Origin of the sequence: Neorhizobium galegae bv. orientalis str. HAMBI 540 (genome assembly GCF_000731315.1) — a bacterium.
GTDB classification, from domain to species: Bacteria; Pseudomonadota; Alphaproteobacteria; order Rhizobiales; family Rhizobiaceae; genus Neorhizobium; species Neorhizobium galegae.
Genome location: NZ_HG938354.1, coordinates 355,234 through 380,286 on the forward strand (window position 1 = coordinate 355,234; position 25,053 = coordinate 380,286).

Here is a 25,053-nt window from a genome sequence, read left to right on the forward strand (position 1 = left end):
GTCCATGGCCACACTTCATGCTGAATTGGCTCTTCTGCCCGAAGGCTGGCAGCAGAATGTAAGGTTGACGATCGAAGCAGACCGGCTCACCGGGGTGGAGATCGACATCCAGGCGGAGGGTAAAGACGAGCGTCACAAGGTTCTTGTGCCTGCGATGCCGAACCTGCACAGCCACGCTTTCCAGCGCGCCATGGCGGGCCTCACGGAAGTCCGAGGCCCCGGTGACGACAGCTTTTGGAGCTGGCGGACGCTGATGTACAAGTTCGCGCTGTCGATCACGCCGGAACAGGTCGAGGCTGTCGCTTCGCAGCTCTATATGGAAATGCTGGAGGCCGGCTTTTCGCGGGTCGGCGAATTCCACTATCTCCACCACGACAGGAATGGCGGCCACTACGCCAATATCGCCGAAATGGCCGAACGCATTGGGGCGGCGAGTGCGGAGGCGGGAATTGGCCTGACGCTGCTACCGGTCTTTTATGCGCATTCCGGCTTCGGCGGTGCGGCGCCGATCGAAGGCCAGCGCCGTTTCATCCACTCGGTCGACGATTTCGCCAACACTATGGAAGGTTGCCGTCGCCTGACTGCGGCGATGCCCGGCGCGGAACTCGGCGTCGCGCCCCACAGCCTGCGAGCCGTAACCCCGCAGGAGCTCAGGCAGGTCGTGTGGATGGCAGGTGATGGCCCCGTGCATATCCATATCGCCGAACAGGTGAAGGAGGTCGAGGAATGCCTTGCCTGGTCAGGCGCCCGGCCCGTCGACTGGCTGTTCGCAAACATGCCGGTGACCGAACGCTGGTGCCTCATCCACGCAACGCATATGACCGAGGAGGAAACCCGCCGCATGGCGGACAGCGGCGCCATCGCCGGGCTTTGCCCGATCACCGAAGCCAATCTCGGCGACGGCATCTTTCCTGGCGATCTCTTCCTCGGCCAGAACGGCCGCTTCGGCATCGGTTCGGATTCGAACATACTGATTTCCGTGGCGCAGGAGCTGCGTCAGCTCGAATATTCCCAGCGCCTCGGCCTGAAGAGGCGTAACGTCCTGGCAAAGCCGGAAGGCCCGACGGGGCGGGGGCTGTTCGAGACGGCGCTTTCGGGCGGCGGAACGGCGCTCAACGCCGCCGCCGGCTTGGCCCAGGGCAATTACGCCGATATCGTTTCGCTCGATGTCGAGCACGTTCCCTACCTTGCCACCGATCAGATTCTCGACCATTGGATCTTTGCGGGCGGCATTGCCGTGGATTGTGTCTGGGCGTTTGGCCGCAAGCAGGTCGAGGGCGGGCGGCATGTCCGGCGGGATGCGATCGGCCGGCGATTCAGGACGGTAATGCAGGAATTGCTGACACTATGACCAATGGCGGCAAGGAAGCCACCCTCCACCATCGCATTTTGAGCGACATAGAGGGGCGGATCGTCTCCGGCGAATGGCCTCCCGGGTATCGCCTGCCTTTCGAGGTCGACCTTGCCGTACAATACGGCTGCTCGCGGATGACCGCCAACAAGGTGCTGACGCATCTGGCCAGAGCCGGGCTGATCGAGCGGCGCAAGAAGTCCGGCAGCTTCGTTTCGCAACCGGTGACCCAGGCCGCAGTGCTTGAAATCCATAGTATCGAGGCGGAGGTCCGCTCCCTCAAGCTTGCCTATTCCTACCGGCTGGAAAATCGGGTTCTGCGCGAGGCGAGCCCCGTCGACCGGCAGCATCTGGAGCTTTCGGAAACGGCTCCGGTCCTCGATCTCGTCTGCCTTCACCATGCCGGCGAGCGGCCGTTCTGCCTTGAGGAGCGGTTGATCAATCTGACGACCGTGCCTGAAGCGGAAGGCGAGGATTTTTTGGAGTTGGCGCCGGGGACCTGGCTCATCAGCCAGATCCCGTGGAGCACTGCGGAACATCGGATCTATGCCCAGTCGGCCAGCGCGGAGGTCGCAAGGACGCTCGACATTTCCAGGAACGCTGCCTGTCTGGTCATCGAACGCCGGACCTGGGGCAGCACCGGTCCGGTAACATTCGTGCGTTTCACCTATCCGGGCGACCGGCACGCACTGGTCGCCCGCTTCACGCCAGGCGGAGAGAACTAGGCGGCGCGACCGTACTACCCATCTCATGGAGGGCGGGAAGCGAGCCCTCAGTCCAAATCTCTCAAGACGATAGAGTTCTGCGATCTGACCGTATCTGCCTTTCCATCTCCTGAAGCCGACCAAAAGCGCGGTATCGGTGATCGTGCATTTGACGGACCGTGCCGCCGGCGGGGCTGTAGAGCGTCGAGAGACGCGACATAGCCTTCATGGCTTCCCGCAGCGACCCATATCGGCCCGCGGCGGCCGCTCCAAGCATAGCACTGCCGAGCAGAACCGGTTCCTGCGTATCGGCGACAGCCACCGGCAGATTTGTGGTGTCCGCCAGGATCTGCCGCACGAGGTGACTTTGCGCGGCACCACCGCTGGCGATGATCAGGTCGAAGGCCATGCCGTTCTGCGACAGCTTGTCCAGCAACTGCCTGAGGCCATAACCGATGCCGCAGAGCCCGGCGACAAACAGCGAGATCAGGCTGGGAATATCGGTTTCCAGCCCGAGCCCCGCGATGACGGCTCGCGCATCAGGGTCCGCATGCGGCGATCGGTTGCCCATGAATTCGGGCAGGACGTGGACCGTGCTTGCAAGTTCAACGGCCTGGGCGAGATTTGGATGCAGTCTCGTCGCTTCGCGGTCGAGCCAGGTTACGAGCGAGATCCCATCGGTTTCGGCCCTGGAGCGCGCTTCGACGGATGCCGGGTGCATCGTGACTAGGTGATCGATGGCAGCGCCGGCTGCCGACTGACCGCCTTCGGTCAGCCACAGTCCGGGGACCATCGACGAATAATAGGGTCCCCATACACCATCGATAAACACGGGATTGTCGCTGGAGGCCATGGAACAGGCGGATGTCCCGAAAATATAGGCGAGCCTGTTGCGGACTTCCGCCTGGCCCTCGGAATCCTGACCGCCGAGCGTGCCGATGCCGCCCGCATGGGCGTCGATCAGGCCGGCGCCGACAGGGGTTCCCGACATCAGGCCGAGATCGGCAGCGGCCTGTTCCGTCAGGCCGTTTGCCAGCGGCGTTCCTGGATCGACGATGTCGGTCCCGATCCGCTTGAAACCTTCGTCGGCGAGTTCTCCAAGGCCAATCGCCTTGAAGTACTGGCCGTCCCAGCGATTCTCTTGGGCGAGATAGGTCCATTTGCAGGTGACCGTGCAGGCCGAACGGCTGAGCGATCCTGTCGCGCGCCACGTCAAATAGTCGGCGAGATCGAAGAAATGTCCGGCATCGGAAAACGATCGTGGCAGGTTGCGCTTCAGCCAGAGAAGCTTTGGTGTTTCCATCTCCGGCGAGATTTTGCCCCCCACATAACGCAGGACTTCGTGCTCTCCGCCGTTGATCTCGGCCGCCTCGCCGGCGGCGCGGTGATCCATCCAGACGATGACATTGCGGCCGGCCTCTACCGAGGGGCTGACCGAGACCGGCTTCCCGTCGGGCGTGACGACGACCAGCGAACAGGTCGCGTCGACACCTATTCCTGCAACCGCCGACAGCGGGATACGGGCAGAACCGACGGCTTCCCGGACGCTCTCGCAGACCGCCCGCCATATCTGTTCGCTGGATTGCTCGACGATATTGCCGGGCTCGTGCCAGATGGTGATCGGGCGCTTGGCGGATGCCAGCAGGGCGCCGGCTTCATCGAACACGCCGGCCCGCGCACTGCCTGTTCCCACATCGATGCCGACAAAGAAGCGGGTCATGGTCAGAGATCCGTGCTGAGAGGCAAAATGACGAGATCGCGGATGGTGATGTTGCGGGGTCTCGAGAGCATGAACATGACCGCTTCGGCGACCTCTGTCGCTTCCATCAGGCCTCCTGCCGCGATCGCCTCATCGAGTTTCGCCTGGGGCCAATCGCTGATCAACGCCGTGATGACAGGCCCCGGTGCGACCGCGCCGACGCGGATGCCGTGTTTGGCGACCTGGCGCCGCACGGTGTGAACGAAGGCCTGCACCGCATGTTTCGAGGCGGTGTAGATCGGTTCCCAGACGACCGGCACCAGGCCGGCAATCGAGCTGGTCATGATAATATCGCCGGTCTTGCGCTCGACCATATGCGGCAGCACGGCCTGGACGGAGCGGAAGGCGGCGTTGATGTTGAGATTGAGCATGCGATCCCAGGCATCCGGGTCGCCCTCGACCACGTCTCCGCCGACATAGGCGCCGGCATTGGCGTGGAAGATATCGAGCTTGCCGAACCGGTCGAGGATGCGCGGCATCATCGTTGCGACGCTGGCTGGATCGGTCAGATCGATCGCCAGCGGAAAAGCGTACGGCCCCAGTTCCGAGCACAGCTTGTCGAGCGTATCGCCGGCCCTGTCGACAAGAGCGACGCTGACGCCTTCGGCCAACAGGGCTCGGGCGCATTCGAGGCCGATGCCCGACGCCGCACCGGTCACTGCGGCCACCTTTCCGGAAAGATCCTGTCTCATGTCGTTCCTTGCTTCAATATTATAACAATCAGTATGGGAGCCGCGTTGGAGCCGATTGCAGTGGCCCGGCTCGGCTAGGGCCCCGATCAATGAAACAGATGCGCAGCCTGGGGGTTGAACTGAAACTCGGCGGCATCCCCGAACGCCAGTTCCACATCCACCGGGATTGCGGCGACCACTCTCTCGTTTTCGGCGGTATCGACCGCGATGATCGTCTCGGTTCCCAGACGTTCGACCAGCGCGATACGCCCGCGAAGAGCTCCTTCGCCGGCTGTCGGCGGGCCTGGTTTCAGGAATTGCGGCCTGATCCCAAGCCATGCCTGATCGCCGGTCGAAAAGCCTCTTCCCTTCACCGGGATCGGCGACATCGTATCGGAGGCGACCATCGCAGTATCGCCGGCGATGGACTGCACCTTCACGGGCAGGAAATTCATCTTCGGCGCGCCGATAAAGCCTGCGACGAACTTGTTTGCGGGGTTCTTGTAGAGTTCCATCGGCGAGCCGACCTGCTGGACCAGGCCGCCATCGAGGACGACGATCTTGTCGGCAAGCGTCATCGCCTCGATCTGGTCGTGGGTGACGTAGATCATCGTCGCCCCCAGATCGCGGTGCAGCTTGGCAAGCTCCATCCGCATGTCAACGCGAAGTGCTGCGTCGAGGTTGGAAAGCGGTTCGTCGAACAGGAAGACGCCGGGCTTGCGCACGATCGCCCGACCGATGGCGACGCGCTGGCGCTGGCCACCGGAGAGCTGGCTCGGCTTGCGCTCCAGCAGATGCTCCATCTTCAGGATACGGGCCGCTTCGCGTACCCGCGCATCGAGCTCGGGTTTCGGCGTCTTGTTCAGGGAAAGCCCGAAGCCCATGTTTTCGTAGACGGTCATATGCGGATAAAGCGCATAGGACTGGAACACCATGGCGATCCCGCGCTCGCGCGGCTGTACCGCGTTGCAAAGCCGGTCGCCGATATAAAGCTCGCCGCTTGATATGTCTTCGAGCCCCGCGATCATCCGCAGCAGCGTGGACTTGCCGCAGCCGGAAGGCCCCACAAACACCACGAATTCGCCGTCCTTGATCTCAAGGTCGACGCCCTTGATGATATCCACCGCACCAAAACTCTTCTTGAGCCCGGCCAGACGCAAACTTGCCATGCTTCCTCACTTTCCTTGAAATCTTCGGGCGCGGCACCGTCGGACAAGCCGCCGGACCGCACCCGTCGCCCACGGTCCGCCTGTGGGCAAACAAACGTTCCAAACTATCCCATCCCCGCGGGCTGGCCGGTTCGCGATCAGGCGTCTTCCAGTTCCCGTGCGCGCTTAGTGCTGTCCTTGACGCGCAGATAGGCGCCTCTGGCGATCAGCTGGCGGCGGAGTTCCTTGACGTCGATATCGGCGGGCGGGCGGTTACTGCGCACCGAGATCTTTGCCGCCCGTCCTGCCGCTTCGCCCATCGCCATGCAGGTGGCCATGACGCGGATCGCGCCCATCGCCTCATGGGTGGTGGAAATCGCCCGGCCGGCAACGATCAGGTTGCTGACCTTGGTCGGGATCAGCGAGCGATAGGGGATGTCGTAGCAGTCGCCGCACCAGATCAGCGTGCAGCCGTCATCGGCGGGGCGGTGGATGTCGATCGGGTAGCTCGCCACCGCGATCGAGTCGTCGAAATGGCGGCAGCCGAGCACGTCCTCCTGGTTCATCACATATTCGCCGATGATCCGGCGTGTCTCGCGGATGCCGAGGAAAGGCGCCGTCTTGGTGAAATAAGCCTTCTCGAAACCGGGGACGTAGTTGATCAGATAGGTGACAATGTCGTCGATCTGGCCGCGGGCTTCGATTTCGCCCATCGTGAGGCTGGACGCATCCGTCCCATCGACGCCCTTGACGCGGGTCATGTTGATCCAGACTTCGCCGGCCTTCAGGCCGGTGATGATGATCGTGCGTTCATTGGCGATCTTCAGGCCCATCTCGGCCTCCGCCTTGATGATCAGCTCGCGCAGGCCAACCACGATGAACTGGTTGTTCTGACCGAAATATTCCGCCGGGATGAAGTCGGTGAGATAGGTGCGTGCCTGTGGCGGCTGGTTGGCGATGCTGAGGCGCAGCTTTTCGGTATCGACGCCGGCGATGCAGAACATCAGCGTCGGCGGCTGCATGCCGCCATTCTCGTTGCCCTTCTCGCAGGGGACACCGGCACGATAGGCGACATCCGCATCACCCGTGCAGTCGATGACGACCTTGCCGAGGATTGCGCCGCGGCCGCTCTTGCTCTCGGTGATGACGCCGCGGATCATGTCGCCGTCCATCACGACGCCGGCGCAGAAAGTGTAAAACAGCACCTCGACGCCCGCTTCCGTCAGCATTTCGAGCGCCACGGTCTTCACTGCTTCCGGTTCGACGAGCGTGATGCCCATATGGAGCGGGCAGGGCCGGTGTTCGCTGGCGCCGTCGCGCGCCTTGAGGCGGTCGATGAATTTTTGTGGCAGGCCTTCGATGATCTGGTTGCCCTTCTGGCCGAGGAAGCCGAGGACCGGAAGGCCGATCGTCATGTTGCCGCCGACGAAGCTGCGGCTTTCGACAAGGCCCACCCGAAGCCCGTCTTCCGCGGCGGCGAGCGCCGAGGTCAGGCCGGCTGGTCCGCCGCCGATAACGAGCACGTCATATTCCGCCATGATAGGGGTCGCCCGGGCGGGCTCCTGGATCGATCGGCTGGTGGTGTTCAACATTGTCCTTGTCTCTTTCGTGGATGGACCTTCAGGGTCCCGCATCATTCATGCCGGTTTTGGCGATATCCGACGTCCGGGCGCTGGCGCCCGGACGGTCTTCACAAATGTTCAGGCCTGAAGCAGGGGCTTCACGCGCGTGGCGATCGAGGCAACGGCTTCCTTGACCTCTTTGCGGCCGAGGACGGCAAGCTGGACCTCCTCGAGGAAGATCGATTGGGCGCGTGCCGCTTCGGGGAAGGGCGGGAAGGCGCCGCGAGCGTTCTTCAGCACCGCGGCCTCGACGGCGGCGACCGGGCTGCTCGCCGCGAAGGACTGGTCCGCATAGGTGGAGACGCGAACCGGGCCATTGCCGTTCTTAGCCATGCCGAGCGTGGCGCGCTTGCTGGAGACTTCCTTGATGAACTTCCAGGACAGGTCCTTGTCCTTGGAGTTCGCGGGGATGACCATGCCCCAGGCTTCGACGATCGACGACATCGGCATCTTGCCCTTGAGGCCTGCCGAGATCGGGAATTCGATCGCCTTGATCTTGCCGGGGAACTTGCTCTGTTCCTTGTTGTTGAGCTGCGCGAACCGGGCAAAGGGCAAAACTGTGAAGGCGGCTCGGCCCTGCTGCAGCCAGGTCACCTGGTCGTCGTTCTTGGTGGTCGCATAGCTGCGCGGCAGGGCGCCGCCCTCGAACATCTTGCGAAGGACCGTCAGGCCCTTTTCCATCGCCTCGGGGTTCTGCAGCAGCTCGAACTTGGCGTTGATGAAATCGCCGCCGAAGGCGCGGGCGAACATGACCGGGAAGACGGCGAGGTCGCTTGCCAGCACCATGCCGGCGACCGGCGTGCCGGCCTTGGAGGTGAAGGTAAGCTTCTGGGCCTGCTCCACCAGTTCTTCGAGTGTCGTCGGCGGCGCGGTAATGCCCTGCTCTTCGAGGAGCGCCTCGTTGTAGAAAAGGCCCTGGGTCGCGTGGCGGACCGGAATGCCGATCAGCTTGCCGTCGACGGTCATGCCCTGCACGAGGCCCGGTGCGATATCGCCGAAGTCCTCGATGGCATCCTTCTTGAGATAGGCGTCGAGCGGCTCGAACATCGCGGCGATCTGCTTGGTCGGGCGGTTGTCGACGATGTAACCGACGTTGAAATCGGTGGCGCTGAGGCTCGCCTCGCGGAACAGGCGATCCTGGAGCGGATTGGAATCGAACGTCGTCCAGACGACGTCGGCATCGTTTGCCGCGCGCCAGTCCTTGAGCAGGTCACCGTCGCCGGTGCCGAGCACCGTCTGGTGCACCTTGTGGCTCAGGACGTTGAGCGTCTTGCCCGCCGCAAATGACGGGCCGGCGGCGAGCATCGCCGCTCCTCCCATCGCGGTTCCTAAGAAGCCGCGCCGTGTGATGTTGGTAAGCGATTTGTCTGACATGATTTCCCTCCCTTGCAGACAGTTGAATAAGCCGGGTGACTAACCCTTGGTCGCGCCGGCGGTGAGGCCGGCGACGAGATAGCGGTTCATGAAGATGACGAAGAGCAGAACCGGTATGAGCTGGACGGTGGACGCCGCAAACAACACGCCCCAGTCGACGCCGTCGATCGATCCGATCATTTCGGAGATCACCAGCGGTGCGGTCTTGGCCTTGGTCGCGGTGAAGATGAAGGCGAACAGGAACTCGTTCCAGGCAAAGACGACGACGAAGACGGCGACCGCGAGAATGCCGGGTGCCGCGAGCGGCACGATGATGCGCCTGAGAATGGTGAGCCGCTTCGCGCCATCGATCTGGGCCGCTTCGTCGAGTTCGCGCGGGATCTGGTCGATGAAGGTGCGCATCAGCACCGTGCCGAGCGACACGAAGAAGGTCGCGTAAAGCACCATCAGCACGATATGTGTATCGTTGAGGCCGATCGCGTTGATGATCGGAAACAGCGGCAGCGTCACGACGATCGGCGGGATGAGGCGCACGATGATCAGGAACATCACGCTCGCGTCCAGCATCCGGCTGCTGTAGCGCGAATAGACGTAACCGGCCGCCGTGCTGGTGGTGATCGCGATGATGGTCGCCCCGGCGGTGATGATCGTGCTGTTCAGGAGCCCGGTGAAGAATACGCCCCAGCCGTTCCAGAGCTCGACATAGTGCTGCACGGTCGGCGAGAAGACGAATTTCGGCGGCACCGCGAAAATGTCCTGGCCCGGCTCGAGCGAAGACATGACGAGGAAGGCGATCGGAAACAGCGACCAGACGAGGATGACCGCGACCGCGACTGTTTTTCCAAGGCCGATGGCGAGCTTGTCAGTGCGCATTGCCGGCCACCTGCTTGCGAAGGAGGAAGACATAACCGGTCGCCAGAAGCACCGACGCGAGCACCATGATCCAGGCGGTAGCGGCCGCCGTGCCGAAGGCGTTGAAGCTGAACGCCTCCTGATAGAGATAGACCGCGACGACTTCCGTCGAACGGGCCGGCCCGCCCTGGGTCATTAGCCAGACTTCCGAGAAGATGCGGAAGGCGAAGATATAGCGGAACAGCAGCGCCACCACGATCGCCGGCCCGAGCAGCGGCATTGTTACGCGCCTGAAGGCATCGAAAGGTTTGGCGCCGTCGATGCGGGCCGCCTCGTAGAGATCCTTCGGGATCGCCAGGCGCGCCGCATAAAGAATGATGAAGGTGAAGGGCAGGTGCAGCCAGATGGTCAGCAGGCCGATCATGATCAGCGCGTGAGACGGTTCGAAGGACCAGTCGAGCATCGGCAGGCCAAGCCATGTGAGCATGGCGGTGACCGGGCCGACATCCGGATCGAACAGGAAACGCCACATGGCGACCGCGATGACTTCGCTGACGGCATAGGGCGCCAGGACCGCAACGAGGAGAACGCGCCGGCACGGCAGGCCGCTTGCAAACAGCAGCGCCATTCCAAGCCCGAGCGCCAGTTCCAGATGCACGGCGAAGATGACGATAAGGACGGTGTTGCCGAGCGCCAGCAGGAAGGCCGGATCGGTCAGCACCTTGATATAGTTCTGAAGGCCCACAAAAGTCGCGGACTGCCCGAAACTGGAGGCATGCAGGCTGAGCCACACGACATAAAACGACGGTATGACGATGACACTGAGGATCAGTATCTGTACCGGCGCCAGGAATGGCACGACCTCGGTGATCTTGTTCAAACGCAAATGCTCCTCCCATGCGAGCGTAGTCTTTGGCTGGCGTTCTTGCCCGACGCCTAGTGGATGCGGTTCGGTCGCTCCTTGACCTTGTCCGGCGTATCAGCCGCCTGTTCCTCCACAACTTTCAGAAGCCCCTCCACGGGCGGTGACACGAGGCGGCGGGTCGAATCCCGGACCTGAAGGCTGGTGTTGAGAATGCTCGGCGACGGCGCCGAGGCATCGCCCCGCATGCGCTTCTGCAGCCGTTCCCAGGCAAGGTGAGCGATCTCGTCGACCGGCTGGCGGATCGCGGTGAGCGCCGTTTTGCGGGCGCTCATCCAGGTGTAGTCGTCGAAGCCGATGATCGAGACCTGGTCGGGAATGTCGATCCGCTGCCTTGCGAGCGCGGTGAGTACGGCAAGCGTGGTGACGTTGGTCAGGGCAAAGACCGCCGATGGCAGCGGATGGCGCTCGAGCCAGTGCGCAAAGATTTCCGCACCCCGTTCGGCATTGGAGCCCAGCGCGATTGCCACGGGCTCCCGGCCGATCATCTCGCGCACGATCGACGTCGCGCCGCGGACACGCTCGCGGATCGGCGCGATATCGAGATGCGACGCGGCAAGCACGATATCGGAATGGCCCATCTCGACGAGATAACGGCCGGCGATTTCTCCCGCCTCGAAATTGTCGATCGTCACCGTATCGGCGGCGGCCGATTGCGGGATCACACGGTCGACGAGCACGGTCGGCAGATGCCCGACTTCGCGGGCAAGTGCTGCCGGTATCGTATCTGAGCAGGGCACCGCGATAATGCCCGAAGGCCGCCAGCCGAGCAGCGTCTGCAGTCTGGATTCCTCCAGTTGCCGGTCGTCTCGCGAGCTCGCGACGATGACGTCGTAACCGTCCTTCAGCGCCATCACTTCGATGCGCGAGATAAGCGAGGTGAAGAACGTGTCGTCCAGATCCGGCACCAGGACGCCGACCACCCGGGCCTTGCCGGATTTCAGCTGCGAAGCGGCGCGGTCGATCTGGAAGGAAAGGTCCTTCGCAGCCTGCTCGACCTTCTCCCGCAGGTCGTCGTTCACTGGCTTCCGGCCGCTGAAGACGTTCGACACGGTGGCGATCGAAACGCCTGCGCGTTCGGCGACTTCCTTGAGCGTTGCACGTTTGCGGGACACCGCAGCCTCACTGTTAAACGTTTTACCGTTAAACGTTTAACAGGTCCCCTTGCATAAGCAAGCGGAAATGTCTGCCGAGTGCTTGCCGGAAATAATTATGCCGAAGGTTGCAAGCTCGCGGCCGGCTCGTCGATCGTCTGGATCGCATCATAGGCGGCAAGCACCGTCTCCATCTGCGCCGTGTGCCCCTGGATGAATGCCGGTCCGTAGATGGTCTCATCCGGATATTCGGTGATCAGCGTCAGCGGAACCGTGTGCCGGTCATCGATCGAGATCAGGCAGGGGAAGCCGTTGATGATGCGGAAACCGGTCTCACCGGCATGGGTTTCGAAAAGCCTGATCTGCGCGGCGTTGTAGGCGACGAGGCCAGGGATGGCGGCGAGGTGGCGGCTGACGCGGTCAATCAGGATTTCCGCCTGCGCTGTCCATTCGGCGTGATGGCGCATGATCAGGAAAAAGCCCTTCGGCACCGTCCACATCGCAAACGTGCGCGGCACGTAGCCCGAAAGCGGCCGCGTCCACTCATGGGAGGGATAACCGTGCAGGTTGACGTGCAGCTTGGCGCCGCTCAGCCTTTCCGCCTCGACGCGGATCGCCTTTTCGAACAGGTCCTTGCCGGAGCGGTATTCGAGATCGTCGCCAAGAGCGGTGTAGCGTGCCGCATGGTGCATGTGCAGGGGGTTGTCAGTGCGCAGCCGCCAATGGACCTGGTAACCATCGGGATTTTCGAGCGGCGAGATGACGAAATGCGAATTTGGCCGTGAGTGAAGCGTCTGCGCGGCACGCAACGCCCCGACGATGCCGGTCGTCTCGTTTGCATGCTGGCCACCGCTGATGATGACTGGCTTGTCAGCGCCTGAGTGATACCGAGCTTCGACGGCGCGGCCGGTCCGCGAGCGGGCTTCGAAGGGGACGCCATCGATCGCGGCAAGCTCACGGCGGATCTGCGAAACCGAGACGGGCGACACGGCTGAAGCGAGACGCTGCGGCTCAGTGACCGCCTCGGATGTCCACAACGGCCGCGTTTCGACGCGGACGGAGAGGGTCTGTCCGTCGCGGATTTCCGGGATGATTTGGCCGGGCTGCAGGCCGCGGTCGCCGATCGGCCGGCCGGCCTTTTTCTGGAAGACTTCGAGAAGCGAGAAATAGAAATCCTCGTGCAGCGCCTCGCGCAGGCTGACGACCTCTTCGCCCACGGCCAAACGCCGGTCTTCGGCGGGCAGGGTGACGGCGATGTTGAGCTCGTCGAAATAAGGCTCCATCGCCCCCCAATCATGGGCCGCGACGGCTTCGACGGCTGAGGAGAACAGCAGTTCATAGTCGGTCTCCAGCCGTTCGCCGGGCCCGCCGTCGAGGCATAGCCAGCCGGTCGGCGACAGCAGCGTTTCGCCGATGAAATCCGTATGGAGCCGGTTCGGCGCGAAAACTTTATGGGTTTCGATGCTGCCGTCCTTTGCGGTCAGCGTCAGAGCGTAAAAGGCATCTTCAGCCCCCGCTTCGAAGGTCAGCTGCGCTTCGTTTACAAGACCGGCCAGAGGATAGGCTTCTAGCAGGAAACGGTTTTTCGGGCAGGCCGGGTGAACGAGGTAAACGATGTGCAGGGCCGAGAGGTTGTCGAGATCGACCTCTTCAAGGAGGAAATGCAGCAAGGGCTTGTAGGCGCTGCGGAACTTTGCCTCGACGCCGGTGTCGGCAAGTTTCGCTTCGGCCTGCCTGCGGCTCTTCTCGTCGTCGAAAACCCAGGCTTCGATCTTCGTGCCTCGGGCGCCGGAAAAACGCGTGACGAGGGTATCGAGCGTGCGCTCGACCTGCTGTTCGTGGATCAGTGTCATGCGGAGGTTCTGCCTGTGGGATCGAGACTGTCGCGCAGCCAGTCGCCGAGGAGGTTGAGGCCAAGGACGGTGAGAAGGATGGCAAGGCCCGGGAAGACGCTGACCCACCAAGCGGTCTGCAGATAGGTGCGGCCTTCGGCGAGCATGCCGCCCCAGCTCGGGATAGTCGGGTCGATGCCGAGACCGAGGAAGGTGAGGCTCGATTCGAGCAGGATGTTGGTGGCGACGTTGAGCGTCATCAGCACGATGACCGGGCCGATCAGGTTGGGCAGCAGATGCTGGACGATGATGCGCCAGTCCTTGACCCCGATCGCGCGGGCCGAAAGGATGAATTCGCGCTCGCGCAGCGTCAGCACAGAGCCGCGCACCAGGCGGGCATATTGCACCCATTGCGAGACGATCAGCAGGATGATGGTGTTCGCCAGCCCGCCGCCGACGATGGCGATGAAGGTAATGGCGAGCAGGATGAAGGGGAGCGCCAACTGGATATCGGCAAACCGCATCACCAGCATGTCCCAGATGCCACGGTAATAACCGGCGATCAGGCCCATGAAGACACCTATCGTGACGCCGCCGGCGACGGAGACGAAGCCGACCAGAAGCGAGATCTTGCCGCCGGCCATGACGCGCGCAAGCACGTCGCGCCCGAGCGGGTCGGTGCCGAAGACATGTGCCGGCCTGACGAAGGGTGGCACGAGGCGCGACATCAGGTCGATCTTTTCAGCACCGGGAAGGATCACGCCGGAGAAGATGACGGCGATGCCGATGACGCCGACGAGGAAAGCGCCGAGGATGAATTCGAGCTTCAGGAAATTCGAGGAAGCAGTGCGCGAGGCCATGGCTCTCACTCCGTCCGGATGCGGGGATCGACAAGGCCGTAGGCGATGTCGACCAGAAGGTTGATGCCGATGATCATCAGCGACAGGACGGTGATGACCGCCTGCAGCACCGGATAGTCGCGGGCGCCGACGGCGTCGAAGGCGAGCGTGCCGAGGCCCGGCCAGTTGAAGACGCGCTCGACGACGACGATGCCGCCCAGCAGGCCGCCGAACTGCAGGCCGAAATAGGTGATCAGCGGAATGGCGCAGTTGCGGAGCGCGTGCTTGTAGAGCACCGCGTTTTCGCTCAAGCCCTTGGCGCGGGCGACCATGATATATTGCGAGCGCAGCGTCTCCAGCATGGTGGTGCGCACCAGGCGGACATTGGTCGCCGTCAGGATGATGCCCATGGTAACGGCCGGCAGGATAAAGCTTTCAAATCCGTCCATGCCGCTTGGCGGCAGCAGCGGCAGAGCGATGGCAAAAAGCAGGACGAGCATCGTCGCCAGCCAGAAATTCGGGAAGGACAGGCCGACGAGCGACAGGATGCGGATCAGCTGGTCGGCCCATTTGCCGCGCGCGGTGGCTGCCTTGATGCCGAGCGGAATGGAGATCACGATTGAGACGATCAGCGAGGTGAAGGCGAGCGCCAGCGTCGCCGGCAGCGCCTTGCCGATCAGCAGCGACACCGGCGTGCCGCCGAGGAAGCTCTTGCCGAAATCGAGCGTGAAGATGCCCTTCAGGAAATTCAGGTATTGAACGAAGAACGGTTCGTTGAGCCCCAGCCCCTCCCGGATACGCACGAGATCGGCCTCGGTGACGCTGCCGGCGCCTTGCGTCAGCATCAGCGCCGGGTCGCCCGTGAGGCGGATCGCGAAAGCGACCGTCAGCGTCACGGCAATCACGACGAAAATCGCCTGAGCCAGGCGTTTTAACAGGAATGCGGCCAAAACTTTCGTTCCCTTGTTCTTATTCGAGCCGCCGCCTCCGATTGGAAGGCGGCGGCTCGCGAAGTCTTAGTCGACGGTGACGTCGGTGAACTTCAGACGGCTGTCCGGCACCGGGGTAAAGTTCTTCACGCGCTTGTTGATGCCGAAGATGGCGTTCAAGTTGTAGAGCGGCATTTCCAGCGCCCGGTCGGCGGCGTAGTGGGCGATTTCCTGCAGAACCTTCTCACGCTCGGCGACATTGGTGATGGTGCGCTGCTTGGCAAGCAGGTCGTCCATCTTCGGGTCGCTGTCGTAAGGGTTCCACTTTTCGCCGGTGTGGTACATGGCGACGGCGGTGTTGTCGTAGTCGAGCGTCCAGCCGCCCCAGGACTGCTGGAACATCGCGCCGGTCTTGCCGCCGGGGATGATGTCGTTCAAGAGAACGTTGGTCTCATAGGGCTTGATCGTTGCGGTGATGCCGATCGTCTGCAGGTAGGCGGAGATCGCCTGGGCGACTTCGATGAAGGTCGCCTCGTTGCCGCGAAGGTCGATCTGCAGGGATGCGCCCGGCGCGACGCCGGCTTCCTTGAGGAGCGCCTGTGCCTTGACCGGATCGTAGGGCAGCGGCTTCATGGCCTTGTCGAAGCCGAAGGACAGCGGTCCCTGGAAGCTTGCGATCGGCTGCGCCTGGCCGCCGAGGATCGACTTGATGATCGCGTCGCGATCGACGCCCATGATCAGCGCCTGGCGCACCTTCGGATCCTTGGTGATGCCGTCGCGGGTGTTGAAGCGCAGGGCGTAGACCGTCGGGCCCGGCGAGGTGACCACGGCGAGCTTGGCATTGCCCTGGATGGTCGGGATCATGCCGATCGGAATGGTCGGCGGGATGACGAGATCGACACGGCCGGCCTGCAGTTCGGCAACCGCTGTCGCCGGCTCGGAAATGAACTTGTATTCCAGATCCGAAATTTTCGGCGCGCCGCCGAAATAGTCCGGGTTGGCGGAAAGCACGATGTTCACCTTCGGCTCGTAGGAGACGAACTTGAAGGCACCGGTGCCGACTGGATGGGCGTTGAAATAGGCATCGCCCTTTTCGGCGATGTATTTCGGCGGCACGATCATCGCGCCGTAACCGGCGAGCTTCGTCAGGATAACCGGATCGGCCACCTTCAGCTTCATGTCGATCGTGGTGGCATCGATAACGTCGACGCTGCCGATCGAATTGTAGTTGGATTGCTGCGGCCCCTTGGCGCCTTCGGCTCCGAGCAGGCGGTCGAAGGTGAATTTCACCGCTTCGGCATCGAAGGCTTCGCCGTTGTGGAATTTCACGCCTTCACGCAGCTTGAAGCGGATGCGCATGCCGTTGTCGAGCACTTCCCAGGAGGTCGCGAGGCCCGGGACGAGCTTCAGGTCAGGACCGCGATAGGTAAGGCCGTCGAAGATGTTGGTCGCGACCGAGGCCCAGTTGACCAGGAACGTGTCGATCGGATCCCAGCTGCCCGGATCCTGCGGCGAAGACACCGTCAGCTTGCCGGCGGCGAGAGCCGAGACCGGCGCGAATGCGACGCCTGCGAGCGCCATCGCCACAAATGCCGTCCGCAAACCCCTCTGTATTTTTATCATCGTTTTTGCTCCTGTTGAAAAACCGAATGTCAAATCGTCATGCACCGCGCGCCACGTAATGGCCTGGCGCGATTTCCTCCCGGGCGAGAAGCACCGGTTCGTTCCCAACAGCCCGGATCGGGCTCGGAATGTCGCCCTCGATCATCGCCAGCGGCTTGCGCCGGCGCGGATCGGCGACCGGCACCGCCGAAAGAAGCCGCCGCGTATAGTCATGCGTCGGCGTTTCGAAGATCTGGCGGCGATTGCCGAATTCCATGATCTGGCCAAGATAGAGCACCGCCACCCGGTGGCTCATCTTCTCGACCACCGCCATGTCGTGGCTGATGAAGAGATAGGCCAGGCCGCGCTCTTCCTGCAGGTCCATGAACAGGTTGATGATCTGCGCCTGGATCGAGACGTCGAGCGCCGAAAGCGCCTCGTCGGCGATGATCAGCTTCGGCTTGGAGGCGAGCGCCCGGGCGATGCAGACGCGCTGGCGTTGGCCGCCGGAGAACTCGTGCGGATAACGGCGGGCATGCGCGGAGGTGAGGCCGACCCGTTCGAGCAGCGCATCGACGGTTTTTGCGATCTCCTTCTCGCTGTCGAGAAGGCCGTGGGTGCGGATCGGCTCGGCGATCGAGAACCTGACCGTCTTGCGCGGATCGAGCGAGGCGAACGGATCTTGGAAGATATATTGTACGTCCCGGCGCAGGTTGTGCCGTTCCGCCATGGTCATTGCCGAGAGCGGCTTGCCCGAAAAGGTAATATTGCCGGCTGTTGCCTTCTGAAGCTGCTGGATGGTGCGGCCGATCGTCGACTTGCCCGATCCGGATTCGCCGACCAGCGCCAACGTCTCGCCCGGATGGATGTCGAACGAGACTTTTTCCACCGCGTGGACGCGGTGGGTGACCTTGCCGAGCAGGCCCTTCTTGATGTCGAAGCGGACCACGAGATCGCGCACCGACAGCAGCGGATCGGCATCGTAGCGGGCGGTATCCTGGATGCGTTCGATGCCCGAAAGCGTCGGTTCACCGTTTTCGAGCACGGTCAACGGCAGGCGCTTGGGGAATTCCTCGCCGGTCATGCTGCCGAGCTTCGGCACGGCTGCCAGAAGTGTGCGGGTATAGGCATTGGTGGGCTTCTCGAAAATGTCGAGCGCCTTGCCCTTTTCCACCGCCTTGCCCTTCCACATCACCACCACGTCGTCGGCCATCTCGGCGACGACGCCCATGTCATGGGTGATGAAGATGACGGCGGCACCGAGTTCCTTCTGCAGGTCGCGCAGGATATTGAGGATCTGCGCCTGGATCGTCACGTCGAGCGCTGTGGTCGGCTCGTCGGCGATCAGCAGCCTTGGCCGGCAGGCAAGTGCCATGGCGATCATCACGCGCTGACGCATGCCGCCGGAAAGCTGGTGCGGATAACGGGTCAGCAGTTCCGCCGCATCCGGCAGGCGGACCATGTCGAGAAGCCGTTTCGCCTCGGCAAGTGCTGCGCTGTTCGACTTGCCTTCATGCAGTTTCAGGATTTCGGCCACCTGGTCGCCGATCGTGAAGACCGGGTTGAGCGAGGTCATCGGCTCCTGGAAGATCATCGAGATCTCCTTGCCGCGAATGCTGCGCATCTTCTTCTGGTCGAGTTTCAGGAGATCGATCTCGCCGCCTGATGTCTGGAACAGGATGCGTCCGGTCGGGTAATTGGCGCCGAGCATATCGGCAAGCCGCATGATCGAGAGCGAGGTCACCGACTTGCCCGAACCGGATTCGCCGACGATCGCGACAGTCTGGCCGGCCGAAACGGAAAAGCTCAGGTTCTCGATGACGCGGGAGGCGCCGAACTCGACCGAAAGGTCATCCACGGCCAGAAGCGGGGTGGGGGCGGTTGGCGTCACTCGGGGAACTCCTACCGGATAATGGCGGCGCAGGCCGCCCGAATGAGTGCGTCGACAGCGGGATCCATAAGATGCTCATGACGTTCGGCACGGCAGCTGTTGGCAGCCACGCTCACCGTCATCTGCCTGTTCTCCCACGTATGGCGGCCCCGAATTTCTTTCGGTTTTTCCGTCACCTGCCTCACCCTTGCTTTGATAAGAATATGTCATCACTTTGTCGACATTTTGTCAACGGCGCAATAGGCTGATTTTGGCTGGTCTAGGTGGCGGTATTCAAGGAGCGGGAAAATACGACATCCCGCCTTACCAAAGACCGTGGCCTGTGGTTGAATTCGCAAAGGGAGGAAACATGAAAATCACCAAGCTTGAAACTGTGCGCGTCGCGGAGCGTGCGAACCTGTTGTGGGTCCTTGTCCACACCGACGAGGGTATTATCGGCCTCGGCGAGACCTTTTTCGGCGCCGAGACCGTGGAGAGCTACATCCACGAATATGTCGCACCGCGGGTGATCGGCCGTGATCCGCTGCAGATCGACCTTCTGGCGCAGGAGCTGGTCGGTTATATCGGGTTTCGTTCCTCAGGCGCGGAGGTGCGGGGCAATTCGGCGTTCGATATCGCCCTCTGGGACATTTTTGGCAAGGTCGCCAACCAGCCGATCGCCCAGCTGCTGGGAGGCTTCAGCCGCCGGGAAATCCGCACCTACAATACCTGCGCCGGCACGGAATATATCAAGAAGGCAACCGGCCAGGCCACCGCCAACTACGGTCTGACCGGTGGCGCCGCTTACGACGACCTCAACGGTTTTCTGCATCGTGCCGACGAACTGGCCTTGTCGCTGCTCGAAGAGGGCATCACGGCGATGAAGATCTGGCCGTTCGACGCGGCTGCGGAGAGGACGAAGGGCCAGTATATCTCGATGCCGGACCTGAAACTTGCGCTTCAGCCTTTCGAGAAGATCCGCAAGGCCGTCGGCGATCGGATGGATATCATGGTGGAGTTCCACTCCATGTGGCAACTCCTGCCGGCCATGCAGATTGCCAAGGCGCTGACCCCGTACCAGACCTTCTGGCATGAAGATCCGATCAAGATGGATAGCCTGTCGAGCCTCAAGCGTTATGCGGACGTATCGCCGGCGCCGATCTCGGCTTCGGAGACGCTCGCGACCCGCTGGGGTTTTCGCGACTATCTGGAAACCGGCGTCGCCGGTATCGTCATGCTCGACATTTCCTGGTGCGGCGGCCTTTCGGAAGCCCGCAAGATCGCGTCCATGGCGGAAGCCTGGCATCTGCCGGTCGCGCCGCATGACTGCACCGGCCCGGTCGTGCTCTGCGCATCGACCCATCTGTCTCTCAACGCACCGAATGCACTGGTGCAGGAAAGCGTGCGGGCGTTCTACAGGACATGGTATCGGGATCTGGTGACGGCGCTGCCGGAGGTAAGAAACGGCATGATCACAGTGCCGCCAGGCCCGGGTCTTGGGCTGGAGCTCAACCCCGAGCTCGATCGCGCCTTCACCGTCAGCCGACGGACGTCCGACGCCTCCATTCTCTAAGGTGCTAATGAATGACGATATCCTCGGCGACCGTGCTCAGGACCGCGAGCATGACCGGCCCGATGCTGATGCTTCTCGGCATGCTGATGTTTGCCTTGAACGACGCCATGGGCAAATGGCTCGTCGCGAATTATGGGCTCGGTCAGGTCGTCCTGATCCGCAGCCTTGCTGCGCTGATCATTCTGGTGCCGATGGTCTGGAAGGCGGGTTTCGGCAATCTGCTGACCGTCGAACGGCCCGGCATGCAGTTCTTCCGCGTGGCGTTTTCGACGGCTGAAGTGTTCTGCTTCTATTATGCGGTCATGTACCTGCCGCTCGCCGACGTCATGACCTATTGGCTGGCCGCGCCGATCTACGTTGCCGCGTGTTCGCCCTTCCTGCTTGGCGAGAAGGTCGGCTGGCGGCGCTGGACGGCGATTGCCGTCGGTTTCGTCGGCGTCATCATCACGCTCGAGCCTTCGAGCGCCATGTTCAGCATGCCGGCGGTTATCTCGATCGTCGGCAGCGCTGCGTTTGCCTTCATGCTGATTTCCGGACGTTTCCTGCGCGGCACGCCGGATAGTGCGCTGGTGTTTTTCCAGGTCGTGGGCGCCGGTATCGCCGGCCTTGCCTTCGCGCCGATGGACTGGTCGCCGATCGCATCGAGCCGCGACCTTCTTCTGCTCGGACTGCTCGGCATCGTCGCCATGGCGGCGCATATGCTGGTCAACCGCGCCCTCAAGATCTCCGATGCGGCGACCGTCGCGCCGCTTCAATATACGCTGCTGCTCTGGGCGGTGATCTTCGGCTGGATGTTTTTCGGCGATATGCCGCGGCTCGGCATGATGGTCGGGGCAGCCCTGATCGTCGCGTCCGGCCTCTTCATTTTCATCCGCGAACAGATGCTCAAGAAGCGCCAGAGCGTCCTTCCGGCTGTTCCGGAATGAAATAACCCGCGGCGCTTTGGGCACCGCGGGTTTCATTCCTCAGACGGGCTACATCCGGAATGGGGCCCGTTCCGTTACTTGCGGACTTCCTTGAGCTCGGCGACAATGCCGTCGACCACCTCGGCGCCGATTTCAGCCTTGTGCTTCTCATAGACGACCGCGGACTTTTCGCGGATGCGCTGCTGCTCTTCCGGCGACAACGTGTTGACCTGCAGGCCGGCCGCCTTGATCTTCTCGAGCGACTTCTTGTTCAAATCGCCGATCACCTGGCGCTCCACGTCGCGTCCGACGACTGCGCAGGCGCGCAAGGCTGCCTGCTCGTCCGGCGCATAGGTGTTGAAGATCGCCTTGGAGAACAGGAAGAGGAATGGGGTGTAGGCGTGGTTCGTCTCCGTGACATATTTCTGCACTTCGAAGAATTTCGAGGTGTCGATCGTCACGTAGGGATTTTCCTGCGCGTCGATCGCCTTGGTTTCGAGAGCCGAGAAGACTTCCCCGAAAGCCATCGGGGTCGCGTTGGCGCCGAGGTTCTGGAAGGTGTCGAGGAAGATGTTGTTCTGCATGACGCGAACCTTCATCCCCGAGAAGTCTTCCCACTTGGTAACGGGGCGAACCGAGTTCGACAGGTTACGGAAGCCGTTTTCCCAATAGGCGAGGTTGACGAGACCGGCAGCGTCGAGCTTCTGGTTCATCATGTCGCCGAACTTGCCGTCGAGGACCTTGTAGGCTTCCTGGGCGTTGCCGAAGAGGAAGGGCAGATCGAAAACACCGAGGGCGGGGACGATGCCGACCAGCGGCGACGACGACGTCACCACGGCTTCCTGCACGCCGGAACGTAGCGCCTGGGTGGCCTGCAGGTCGCCGCCGAGTGCGCCGCCCCAGAAGGCAGTCAACTTCATCTTGCCGCCAGACTTCTCGTCCAGGCATTTCTGCATCGCATTGATGCCGTTTCCAACCGGATGGTCGGCATTGATGCCGTTCGAGACGCGGATGTTGCGCGCCTTGAATTCGGCGAAGGCCGGTACGGCCGACGCGCATGCGAAGGCAAGGGCGGTGGTCGCCAGTAGCAGTTTTCTCATATTATCCTCCCATGGATGAGCTTGAGACAGGTTTAATGGAGCCAGCGTGCAGGCACGAGCACGAGGTCTGGAAACAGGACCAGCAGGAACAGCACAATCGTCTCGGCAATCAGGAACGGCCAGACCCCGGCCGTCACCTTGCCAAGCGGAATGCGCGCTACGCCGCTGACCACGTTTAACACGACGCCGACCGGCGGGGTGATGAGGCCGATCGAGTTGTTCATGATGAAAAGCACGCCGAAATAGACTGGGTCGATTCCCGCCTGCTTGACGATCGGCATCAGCACCGGGGTCAGAATCAGGATGGTTGGTGTCAGATCGAGCGCCGTGCCGACGACCAGCACCAGGATCATGATGGCGAACATCAGCAGCATCGGACGGTCGATCAGCGGCTCGATATAACCGACGATCTCGGCCGGAATATTGGCGGCGGTGATCAGCCACGAGGACACCAGTGCCGAAGCCACCAGGAACATGATGATCGATGTGGTCTTGGCGGCCTGCAGGATGACGTGCGGCAGTTCGCTCGGTTTGAGCTCCCGATAGATGACCATGCCGACGAAGAGCGCATAGGCGGCGGCAACGACGGCCGCTTCGGTCGGCGTCATGATGCCGGCCTTGATGCCGCCAAGAATGATCACCGGCATGCCGAGCGCCCAGGCGGCCCTGCCGGTCACGCGCAGCCGCTCGCTCATCGGCGCTTTCGGTAGCGGCTGGACCTTGTCCCGGCGCACGACGATGAGCCAGGCGATGATCAGTGACAGGCCCATCAGGATGCCGGGGAAAATGCCGGCAAGGAAAAGTTGGGTGATCGAGACGTTGCCGGCGACGCCGAAGACGATGAAGGCCATGGACGGCGGGATGACCGGCGCAATGATGCCGCCTGCGGCGATCAGGCCGCCAGAACGTGGGACGTTATAGCCAGCCTTGGCCATCATCGGGATGAGGATGGCGGCAAGCGCGGCGGTATCGGCCGCGGCCGAGCCCGAGATGCTCGCCATGATGATTGCCGCCATGATCGCGACGATGCCGAGGCCGCCGCGGATATGGCCGACACAGGCAATCGCGAAATCGATGATCCGGCGCGACAGGCCGCCGGAGTTCATCAGTTCGCCGGCCAGGATGAAGAATGGAATGGCAAGCAGGGTAAAGGTGTCGACACCGGCGATCATGTTCTGGGCGATGATCTGGGTGTTGAACATGTCCATGTACCACATGAGCACGACGCCGCAGAACATCAGTGAGAACGCGACGGGCACGCCAATCGCCATGGCGCCGAGAAGCGATACGATGAATACGATAAGTGTCATCAGGTACGCTCCGCCATCTGCTCGATCGTCAGGTTTTCACCGGCAAAGATGCTGATCTCCTCCTCCGTCGCGCGGCCGGTGACATAGCGGAACAGCCGCTCCAGCGCGATCAGCGACAAGCCGGCGCCGGTAAACAGGCCGATGCCGTAGACCCAGATCATCGAAATGCCGGTCACCGGCGCGCTCATGCTGGCGTTGATCTCGAACTGCTGCCAAGTCCCCCAGAAAAAGATCATCGAGCAAGCGAGGATGATGAGGTTAGACAGGATCATGCAGACGAGCCGGCCCTTGCGGCCGAAAAGCGCCACGACGCTTTCGACGCCGAGGTGACCATGTTCGCGAAAGGCGACGACTGCGCCGACGAAGCTCAGCCAGACGAAGAAGTAGCGGGACAATTCCTCGGAGACGGACATGCCGGAATTGAAGGCGTAGCGAAGAACCACATTGGCAAACACCATGATCGCCATTGCTGAAAGCAGCAGGATCAATAGGACTTCCAATGCCTTAAAAAATAGATCGATTGCCTTTTGCATGTTCCCCTCCCGAATTCCTACAAACGCCCGCGCCGGGCGAGCGTCTTCGTCACCGTCGACAACCTCAAATTCTGCTCTGGGCATTTGCCCCGATGATCCGCTTCATCGACCAGCGGCTCAAGCGGCAGGCTGGACGTCACGATGCGGTTTCCTATTTGATATGCGATCAGCCTCTCCTCCATCGCAAAGACCTCTCCAGCGCTCCCTCAATTGTCAGGATGTCTGACAACCCTCCACCTGCGGTATCTCTAAAGACAGTTTTACCCGCTGTCCAGCGGCCCTTGGCCTGTTTCAGGAAATCGCTGGATCGATCTAACTTGAGCCCCGGCCGACACCCCAATAAACCTCCAATTGAAGGTCGAGGCGGCTTGCCGCGCCGTGGAGATGATGGCGCATCGCTTCCCGGGCACGGACCGGATCGCGGCTGGCGAGGGCGTCGCGGATCGCGACGTGTTCCGCGATCGTCACCTCGACGATTTCCGTCAATACGGCTGCCTCCCGAGCCGTATTGATGGCCAGGTGAATTCGCTCCGCGATGAAACCGATGAATAGCAGGAAGTATTCGTTATGCGTGGAAGCCGCGATCTGGCGATGAAAGGCGAGGTCGGCGAGAATGCCTTTTTCGGTCCACTTCTCTCCACCCGTCATCTGCTCGAGCGCTTCGTCGAGCCTCACAAGGTCTTCGTCGGTATGATTGACCGCGGCGAGACCGGCAGCTTCGATCTCCAATGGCAGCCTCAGCTGAAACAGGCTTTGAAAACTGGCTCGGTGGGCGAGATTGCCTTGTTCGATGCGAATCGAATGGCGGTGCTCGATATCGGTGGCGAACGCTCCGACACCCTGCCGGGTCTCGACCAGGCCCTCATTGCGAAGCTGCGCGATCGCCTCGCGCACGACAGATCGGCTGACGCCAAAGGTCTTTGCCAGAATATGTTCCGTCGGCAGTTTTTCGCCAGCCGTTATCCGACCGTCGCTGATCTCGCGTCCGATCTGCGACGCGATCCGGGCGGGCAGGTGTTCGTTTCGTCTGATCTGGCTGAAGTCCATTACCACGGCGCCGGTT

General features: G+C 62.1%; 21 protein-coding genes. 4 read left to right on the top strand and 17 right to left on the bottom strand.

Features of this window, described 5'->3' with window-relative positions; all coding sequences use genetic code 11:
- The first annotated feature begins 4 nt into the window (after positions 1-4).
- Positions 5-1,351: a formimidoylglutamate deiminase gene (locus RG540_RS24265; protein WP_041364298.1), complete on the top strand. Its 1,347-nt coding sequence runs from the start codon at positions 5-7 to the stop codon at positions 1,349-1,351.
- The gene (gene hutC / locus RG540_RS24270; protein ID WP_041364299.1) at positions 1,348-2,076 is read left to right on the top strand and encodes a histidine utilization repressor; all 729 of its coding nucleotides are present in this window, start codon (positions 1,348-1,350) and stop codon (positions 2,074-2,076) included. Before RG540_RS24265 ends, hutC begins: the two co-directional genes overlap by 4 nt.
- A gap of 61 nt (positions 2,077-2,137) precedes the next feature.
- On the opposite strand, the gene RG540_RS24275 is transcribed toward hutC, so the two are convergent.
- The 13 genes from RG540_RS24275 to RG540_RS24335 all read right to left on the bottom strand — a co-directional run bounded on the left by RG540_RS24275 (position 2,138) and on the right by RG540_RS24335 (position 18,590).
- Positions 2,138-3,775 carry an FGGY-family carbohydrate kinase gene (locus RG540_RS24275; protein WP_041364302.1) on the bottom strand — a complete coding sequence of 546 codons (1,638 nt, stop codon included), beginning with the start codon at positions 3,773-3,775 and terminating at the stop codon, positions 2,138-2,140.
- A 2-nt stretch (positions 3,776-3,777) separates the two neighbouring features.
- Complete coding sequence (locus RG540_RS24280) at positions 3,778-4,506, bottom strand: SDR family oxidoreductase (RefSeq protein ID WP_041364305.1); 729 nt, start codon at positions 4,504-4,506, stop codon at positions 3,778-3,780.
- 86 nt (positions 4,507-4,592) lie between these two features.
- Entirely contained in the window at positions 4,593-5,654 is a 1,062-nt protein-coding gene (locus RG540_RS24285; RefSeq protein WP_041364307.1) for an ABC transporter ATP-binding protein, read from the bottom strand.
- A gap of 137 nt (positions 5,655-5,791) precedes the next feature.
- On the bottom strand, positions 5,792-7,225 hold the full coding sequence (locus RG540_RS24290) for an FAD-dependent oxidoreductase (RefSeq protein WP_051909727.1): 1,434 nt from the start codon (positions 7,223-7,225) through the stop codon (positions 5,792-5,794).
- A 108-nt stretch (positions 7,226-7,333) separates the two neighbouring features.
- Positions 7,334-8,629 carry an ABC transporter substrate-binding protein gene (locus RG540_RS24295; protein ID WP_041364312.1) on the bottom strand — a complete coding sequence of 432 codons (1,296 nt, stop codon included), beginning with the start codon at positions 8,627-8,629 and terminating at the stop codon, positions 7,334-7,336.
- A 39-nt stretch (positions 8,630-8,668) separates the two neighbouring features.
- The gene (locus RG540_RS24300) at positions 8,669-9,502 is read right to left on the bottom strand and encodes a carbohydrate ABC transporter permease (protein ID WP_041364314.1); all 834 of its coding nucleotides are present in this window, start codon (positions 9,500-9,502) and stop codon (positions 8,669-8,671) included.
- On the bottom strand, positions 9,492-10,361 hold the full coding sequence (locus RG540_RS24305; RefSeq protein WP_244446752.1) for a carbohydrate ABC transporter permease: 870 nt from the start codon (positions 10,359-10,361) through the stop codon (positions 9,492-9,494). The genes RG540_RS24300 and RG540_RS24305 overlap by 11 nt, the downstream gene beginning before the upstream one ends.
- A 56-nt stretch (positions 10,362-10,417) precedes the next feature.
- The gene (locus RG540_RS24310; protein WP_041364320.1) at positions 10,418-11,518 is read right to left on the bottom strand and encodes a LacI family DNA-binding transcriptional regulator; all 1,101 of its coding nucleotides are present in this window, start codon (positions 11,516-11,518) and stop codon (positions 10,418-10,420) included.
- Between the two features lie 95 nt (positions 11,519-11,613).
- Positions 11,614-13,350: a M14 family zinc carboxypeptidase gene (locus RG540_RS24315; protein WP_041364322.1), complete on the bottom strand. Its 1,737-nt coding sequence runs from the start codon at positions 13,348-13,350 to the stop codon at positions 11,614-11,616.
- A complete protein-coding gene (locus tag RG540_RS24320; protein WP_041364325.1) occupies positions 13,347-14,189 on the bottom strand; it encodes an ABC transporter permease in 843 nt (280 codons plus the stop codon). The genes RG540_RS24315 and RG540_RS24320 overlap by 4 nt, the downstream gene beginning before the upstream one ends.
- 5 nt (positions 14,190-14,194) lie before the next feature.
- Positions 14,195-15,118, bottom strand: coding sequence for an ABC transporter permease (locus tag RG540_RS24325; protein WP_041364327.1), 924 nt, complete (start codon positions 15,116-15,118; stop codon positions 14,195-14,197).
- Positions 15,119-15,184: 66 nt separating this feature from the next.
- Complete coding sequence (locus tag RG540_RS24330; protein ID WP_041364330.1) at positions 15,185-16,720, bottom strand: ABC transporter substrate-binding protein; 1,536 nt, start codon at positions 16,718-16,720, stop codon at positions 15,185-15,187.
- A gap of 37 nt (positions 16,721-16,757) precedes the next feature.
- Positions 16,758-18,590, bottom strand: a complete 1,833-nt coding sequence (locus RG540_RS24335; RefSeq protein WP_041364333.1) for an ABC transporter ATP-binding protein — start codon at positions 18,588-18,590, stop codon at positions 16,758-16,760.
- A 349-nt stretch (positions 18,591-18,939) separates the two neighbouring features.
- Between RG540_RS24335 and RG540_RS24340 the strand changes: the two genes are divergently transcribed.
- Positions 18,940-20,142, top strand: coding sequence for a mandelate racemase/muconate lactonizing enzyme family protein (locus RG540_RS24340; protein ID WP_041364335.1), 1,203 nt, complete (start codon positions 18,940-18,942; stop codon positions 20,140-20,142).
- Between the two features lie 11 nt (positions 20,143-20,153).
- On the top strand, positions 20,154-21,068 hold the full coding sequence (locus RG540_RS24345) for a DMT family transporter (RefSeq protein WP_244446753.1): 915 nt from the start codon (positions 20,154-20,156) through the stop codon (positions 21,066-21,068).
- A gap of 74 nt (positions 21,069-21,142) precedes the next feature.
- On the opposite strand, the gene RG540_RS24350 is transcribed toward RG540_RS24345, so the two are convergent.
- The 4 genes from RG540_RS24350 to RG540_RS24365 form a co-directional block, all read right to left on the bottom strand.
- Positions 21,143-22,147 carry a TRAP transporter substrate-binding protein gene (locus tag RG540_RS24350; protein ID WP_041364338.1) on the bottom strand — a complete coding sequence of 335 codons (1,005 nt, stop codon included), beginning with the start codon at positions 22,145-22,147 and terminating at the stop codon, positions 21,143-21,145.
- Positions 22,148-22,179: 32 nt separating this feature from the next.
- Entirely contained in the window at positions 22,180-23,457 is a 1,278-nt protein-coding gene (locus RG540_RS24355) for a TRAP transporter large permease (protein WP_041364341.1), read from the bottom strand.
- Positions 23,457-23,990: a TRAP transporter small permease gene (locus RG540_RS24360; RefSeq protein ID WP_041364343.1), complete on the bottom strand. Its 534-nt coding sequence runs from the start codon at positions 23,988-23,990 to the stop codon at positions 23,457-23,459. The genes RG540_RS24355 and RG540_RS24360 overlap by 1 nt, the downstream gene beginning before the upstream one ends.
- A gap of 312 nt (positions 23,991-24,302) precedes the next feature.
- Positions 24,303-25,037, bottom strand: a complete 735-nt coding sequence (locus RG540_RS24365) for a FadR/GntR family transcriptional regulator (RefSeq protein ID WP_041364345.1) — start codon at positions 25,035-25,037, stop codon at positions 24,303-24,305.
- Positions 25,038-25,053 lie beyond the last annotated feature (16 nt).

Coding starts and splice junctions, on each gene's coding strand:
- RG540_RS24275 (WP_041364302.1), bottom strand. CDS start 3,775: ATGACCCGCTTCTTTGTCGGCATCGATGTGGGAACAGGCAGTGCGCGG.
- RG540_RS24345 (WP_244446753.1), top strand. CDS start 20,154: ATGACGATATCCTCGGCGACCGTGCTCAGGACCGCGAGCATGACCGGC.
- RG540_RS24300 (WP_041364314.1), bottom strand. CDS start 9,502: ATGCGCACTGACAAGCTCGCCATCGGCCTTGGAAAAACAGTCGCGGTC.
- RG540_RS24360 (WP_041364343.1), bottom strand. CDS start 23,990: ATGCAAAAGGCAATCGATCTATTTTTTAAGGCATTGGAAGTCCTATTG.
- RG540_RS24315 (WP_041364322.1), bottom strand. CDS start 13,350: ATGACACTGATCCACGAACAGCAGGTCGAGCGCACGCTCGATACCCTC.
- RG540_RS24350 (WP_041364338.1), bottom strand. CDS start 22,147: ATGAGAAAACTGCTACTGGCGACCACCGCCCTTGCCTTCGCATGCGCG.
- RG540_RS24285 (WP_041364307.1), bottom strand. CDS start 5,654: ATGGCAAGTTTGCGTCTGGCCGGGCTCAAGAAGAGTTTTGGTGCGGTG.
- RG540_RS24340 (WP_041364335.1), top strand. CDS start 18,940: ATGAAAATCACCAAGCTTGAAACTGTGCGCGTCGCGGAGCGTGCGAAC.
- RG540_RS24280 (WP_041364305.1), bottom strand. CDS start 4,506: ATGAGACAGGATCTTTCCGGAAAGGTGGCCGCAGTGACCGGTGCGGCG.
- RG540_RS24330 (WP_041364330.1), bottom strand. CDS start 16,720: ATGATAAAAATACAGAGGGGTTTGCGGACGGCATTTGTGGCGATGGCG.
- RG540_RS24295 (WP_041364312.1), bottom strand. CDS start 8,629: ATGTCAGACAAATCGCTTACCAACATCACACGGCGCGGCTTCTTAGGA.
- RG540_RS24290 (WP_051909727.1), bottom strand. CDS start 7,225: ATGTTGAACACCACCAGCCGATCGATCCAGGAGCCCGCCCGGGCGACC.
- RG540_RS24265 (WP_041364298.1), top strand. CDS start 5: ATGGCCACACTTCATGCTGAATTGGCTCTTCTGCCCGAAGGCTGGCAG.
- RG540_RS24365 (WP_041364345.1), bottom strand. CDS start 25,037: ATGGACTTCAGCCAGATCAGACGAAACGAACACCTGCCCGCCCGGATC.
- RG540_RS24320 (WP_041364325.1), bottom strand. CDS start 14,189: ATGGCCTCGCGCACTGCTTCCTCGAATTTCCTGAAGCTCGAATTCATC.
- hutC (WP_041364299.1), top strand. CDS start 1,348: ATGACCAATGGCGGCAAGGAAGCCACCCTCCACCATCGCATTTTGAGC.
- RG540_RS24355 (WP_041364341.1), bottom strand. CDS start 23,457: ATGACACTTATCGTATTCATCGTATCGCTTCTCGGCGCCATGGCGATT.